Origin of the sequence: Bradyrhizobium sp. CCBAU 45394 (genome assembly GCF_028128655.1) — a bacterium.
Classification (GTDB): Bacteria; Pseudomonadota; Alphaproteobacteria; order Rhizobiales; family Xanthobacteraceae; genus Bradyrhizobium; species Bradyrhizobium diazoefficiens.
Window position 1 is genome coordinate 1 of the sequence record NZ_LBIX01000105.1, and the last position, 4,861, is coordinate 4,861.

The 4,861-nt window shown below is 56.9% G+C and carries 2 protein-coding genes; both read left to right on the forward strand.

Annotated features, from left to right (window positions below):
- The first annotated feature begins 992 nt into the window (after nt 1–992).
- The gene (locus tag WN73_RS12180) at nt 993–2,801 is read left to right on the forward strand and encodes an ABC transporter ATP-binding protein (protein ID WP_271552948.1); all 1,809 of its coding nucleotides are present in this window, start codon (nt 993–995) and stop codon (nt 2,799–2,801) included.
- 921 nt (nt 2,802–3,722) lie between these two features.
- Complete coding sequence (locus tag WN73_RS12185; RefSeq protein ID WP_271552950.1) at nt 3,723–4,775, forward strand: KamA family radical SAM protein; 1,053 nt, start codon at nt 3,723–3,725, stop codon at nt 4,773–4,775.
- Nucleotides 4,776–4,861 lie beyond the last annotated feature (86 nt).

The window sequence follows — 4,861 nt, forward strand, 5'->3', positions numbered from 1 at the left end:
ACACCCGCCTCGATACGCCGCCTATCTCACTCCGTCATCACCCAGCTTCCCGCATAGCTCGCGATCCTGACGACTGGATCTCAATCTCCTGGTCGCACTTGATGCTCTGATGACTGAACGCAGTCTCAGGGCGGCGGCTCTGGTGACTGGCGAGCGATGATTTAGGTGATTGGCACCCGGCTTCTTCCTACAATGCTCACGTGGGCGGCAGACGTCTGGGGCTGGACCAGCAAACCTACCCGCCCCGTTACCGGAGCAGTTAGCTCCTTGGGATCTGAAATCTGATGCCGTGTGGGCGAAGTGTTCATAGCTCTGCAGAATGCTAAGTTGCTCGATCTCGATGGAGTTCGATATCTATTCCCGCGGAGCAATGTCTAGTGCGAGGCCCATCTTTATACCTATCGCAACCGGCTATCCACATCGACCCGGCTACACCTTGCGCGCTGTCAACTACTAGCCTTGGCAATTGATTGAGATGACTGACACTGGCACCACATGAACGCCCTCGTGTCTTCGAGATCCAACATAAATCTGACCACGCTGCACCTGATGGGTGCGCTGTCTTATCGCCGTGTAGTCATGAAATGCGATCATTATCTTTTGCTGGAACATCATGATGGACCATCTTTGTGCTCGCCGATCGCTCGCATGCACGGAGGCCTTACGAACAAGACTGGACATGATTTCTTGCCGGGCCTGCTCTGAGACGACTGTGACCTGTCGAAGGAGAGGACTTCCTCGAGAAGGATGCTGTAAGGAGCGAATTCTTAAGGCTCTTAATGGTGGTGAGGTGAGGCGTTTCCCCTTGCATGAGACGGCCGGGCTTCGGCGGAAAGCTATGGAGCGAGGTCCGATTGGCTTAGGCTGTTGGCATCGAGTGCCTGGCTTGGTCAAGGATGTCGACACAATGCCGGTGCTCGATCGCGCCGTCGCGATGCGGGGCTCAATTCAGATGGAGTCGATTTCCATCCTGAGCGGGGCCGCGTTGCAGTATGACTGATTTAGCTGACAAACGCCCCATACCAATCCGCGCGGTGCTTCAGTTTGTTTTCCGCCACTGGCTGCTTCAGCCCTACCGCACCGCCGTTGTGTTGGTTGGCTTCCTCGGTGCAACGGCGGCCGACTTATTCATGCCGGTCTACTCCGGCCGTCTCGTCGACGCATTATCGTCTGGCCCTTACGACCAGGCGGCGCGACATGCGGCGCTGGCCGCCGTCGGCGGCATCGTCGCACTCGGCCTGGTTTCGGTGATCCTGCGCATCTTAGGTCTGCAGGCAATCGTCCCGTTCACGCTTCAGACAATGTCGGACGTGGCGCTGGAGACGTTCATGCGCATCCAGCGGTTCTCAACCGATTGGCACGCAAATTCTTTCGCCGGTTCGAACGTGCGGAAGATCACGCGCGGCATGTGGGCCCTCGACCTGCTCAACAATACCATCCTGATGTCCTTGCTGCCATCCCTGACGATACTGGTCGGTTCGATGATTCTACTTGGGCTGCATTGGTCTGCGCTGGGTGGCGTGATCGCGATTGGTACGGCAATCTATGTCGCGGTTACCATGACATTTTCGATGCGCTATATTGCGCCTGCGTCACGTGTCTCCAACGCGTGGGACACCAGGATCGGCGGCGCGCTGGCCGATGCGCTGACTTGCAATGCGGTGGTAAAATCTTTCGGTGCGGAAGCGCGCGAGGATGCTCGGCTCGCCCGAATCATCAACCGTTGGCGGGTGCGGCTGCGGCGAACCTGGCTATGCTACAACTACGCCGCTATGACTCAGCACTCGCTTCTGTTGTGCCTGCGGGCGTCAGTGATCGGCGGCGCGGTACTGCTGTGGATGGCTGGGCACGCCTCGCCCGGGGACGTCACCTATGTGCTGACCAGTTACTACGTTATTCACGCGTATCTGCGTGAAGTCGGCATATACATCAACAACCTCCAGCGCTCAGTCGACGACATGGAGGAGTTGGTCGCAATCCATGACGAGCCGATCGGGATTGCCGATGTGCCGGATGCAAGGCCGATCGCCATTGAGGGCGGTAAGATCGTATTCGACAACGTCACTTTCCAGTATGGCGGCGACGGGGCGCCGCTCTTTGACAAGCTATCGGTTGACGTGTGCGCGGGCGAGCGGATTGGGCTGGTCGGCCGCTCCGGCTCCGGCAAAACGACCTTCGTCAAGCTCCTTCAACGGCTTTATGACGTCTCGGGCGGCCGCATTCTGATCGACGGCCAGGACATTGCCCTAGCCGCGCAGCAGTCGCTCCGCAGCCAGATAGCGGTCGTGCAGCAGGAGCCGATGCTATTCCACCGCTCGCTCGCCGAGAACATCGCCTATAGCAGGCCCGGAGCCGGTATGGGAGCGATCGAGCGGGCGGCGCGGCTTGCCAATGCGCACGAGTTCATCCTGCGGCTGCGCAGGGGCTATGGCACGCTGGTCGGTGAAAGAGGCGTCAAACTATCAGGCGGTGAGCGGCAGCGCATTGCGCTGGCGCGCGCATTCTTAGCGGATGCGCCGGTGCTGATCCTGGACGAGGCAACCTCAAGCCTAGACTCGGCATCGGAAGCCCTCATCCAAGAAGCGATGGAGCGGCTGATGAAGGGCCGCACCTCGATTGTGATCGCGCATCGCCTGTCGACGGTGCGCAGCCTTGACCGCATTCTGGTGTTTGATGGCGGCGTCGTCGCCGAGCAGGGCACGCATGCTGCCCTGACTAAGCGGCCTGGCGGAATCTATCGGCGGCTGTTGAAGAGTCAAGCCACGAATTCGACCGGATCTCTGCAGCAGGCTAGCGAATAGGGATGGCAGTCAGACTTGGGTCGTTGAGCCGCAAGGGAAATCGAAGGGTCAGCGAAACGGAGAGGCACAGCCAGGAGAAGCCAACCCGGCTAAAGCTCAAACAGAATCGGTGACGTTGACAGGGATGCAGATCGCCATCTCGCGAGTAGTCATCATGCGCCGGGGGGGGGGCGACGCTTCGGCGAGTTGCTGCTTGCGCCGCTGAGATCAGATAGCCGGCCCGGGTGGAAATCGTTCGAGACACGCCTTCTGCGCCGAATTTCAGCGCCAATATTAAGTCATTGCATCAATCAAGATCGAGAAATGGGTACTATGCAGCGGCAAAGGGGACGCGCGCGGATTTCGACGCGCGCTCTTCTGCATACAGAAAGCAATGTGCCGCTGTGACGTGTTCAGTCCAGAAAGCGGCGGGAATCGACTTCAGTCAATTTGGTAAGACGCTGACGCGCTATGTGCTGATCTCGTTCGTCGTATTTTCCTCCCGCGACGAACACACACTGGCCGCCCCGTTCGGGGCGGCCCTTTTTTTCGTACGCCGGGTATCCAGTCGATGGTTTGCGGGCGAGTCTGCGGGTCCTGGTGATGGGACCGCTTAGCCGAACAAAAAGCGCATAGCCGCGAGGGTAAAATCTACTGTCGGAAGATTAAAAACTACTGTCGGAAGATAAAGTGTTGTCCTGACAAACAAGCAGCGATTGGGACACAACCTTGTATCGCTCACGAACGCTGTGCCGCCGTCGATTTCGTCAATGCTAAATATCGCTCCCGAGACTCTTCACCAAAATAGGTGGGTTTGGATCCAGAGTTTATGCCGTATCATGAGTGCGTAACCGCCGTAAGGCGTGCACGCGGCTCATCACAACAGGGACAAGTACGCTAATGACAAGCGCCGTAAATCCGCTGCATTGTAGAGAGCGAGAGATGAAATTCATCGAAGGGACACGCGTCGTTACCGATGATGAACTGCAAGTCAACAACATCACGCGTTATCATGTTACAAAATTTTATCGGGAACAGATTACCAAGAGTGGTTACTACGAGCAGCTTAAACATGTTGTGGAGCCCTCTGTCGAGGAGTTCGAGAGTCCTGGCAGCTTGGATACGAGCGGCGAGCACGACAACACGGTCGTGCCCGGACTCCAGCACAAGTACGCTCAGACTGGGTTGCTGCTGGTCACGGACCGCTGCGCTTCTTACTGCCGTTATTGTTTTCGCAAACGCATTGTCGGCAAGGATTCCGATGAAATCGCGCCCGATATCGCTGCAGCTGCGCAATATATTGGTAGCCATTCGGAGATGAACAACGTGCTCCTATCCGGAGGCGACCCGTTCATGCTCAGCACCACCAAGCTCAATAGCATTCTTAACCACTTGCTGCCGATCACACATCTGGAATCAATTCGATTTGGTACAAAAATGGTCGCCTATCAACCTAAGCGCTTTGAGGAGTCTGCCCTAAAGGCCTTGTTCCAACGAATCCATGATGCAGGCAAGACAGCAATAATCGTTACGCATTTCGATCACATCGGTGAGATTTCAGCCGATGCGGAGTACAACATTCGCGCTTTGCGTGCACTGGGCGTGCAGTTCCTCAATCAATCCGTACTTCTCGCGAAAGTTAACGACGACCCCAAGATCTTGGCGGCAACCTTCGCCAAATGTCACCAAATTGGAGTGCGTCCCTATTATCTCTTTCAGGGCAGGCCGGTAAAAGGCGCATCGCACTTTCAGGTTTCATTGCGCCGCGGAATAGACATTACGCGCGGCATCAACCAGCGTCTCAGCGGCATCCAGAAGACATTCAAATACATCATGTCCCACTACACAGGGAAGATCGAGATCCTCGATTTGGGAGACGATGGTCGCATGTATATGCGATACCATCAAAACAAATCTCCCGAGAAGATTGGAAAGATCTTTTCCCGGCCACACGTCGAAGCCGCCTGCTGGTTGGACGATTTGTCCGAAGGGTGAGACCGGCCGGCTCACAATGCTGCCTCTGCCTCAGAGGGCAGGAAGTGCAAAGGCGTCGCGGCCCGACACGGGGCGGTGACTTGCCA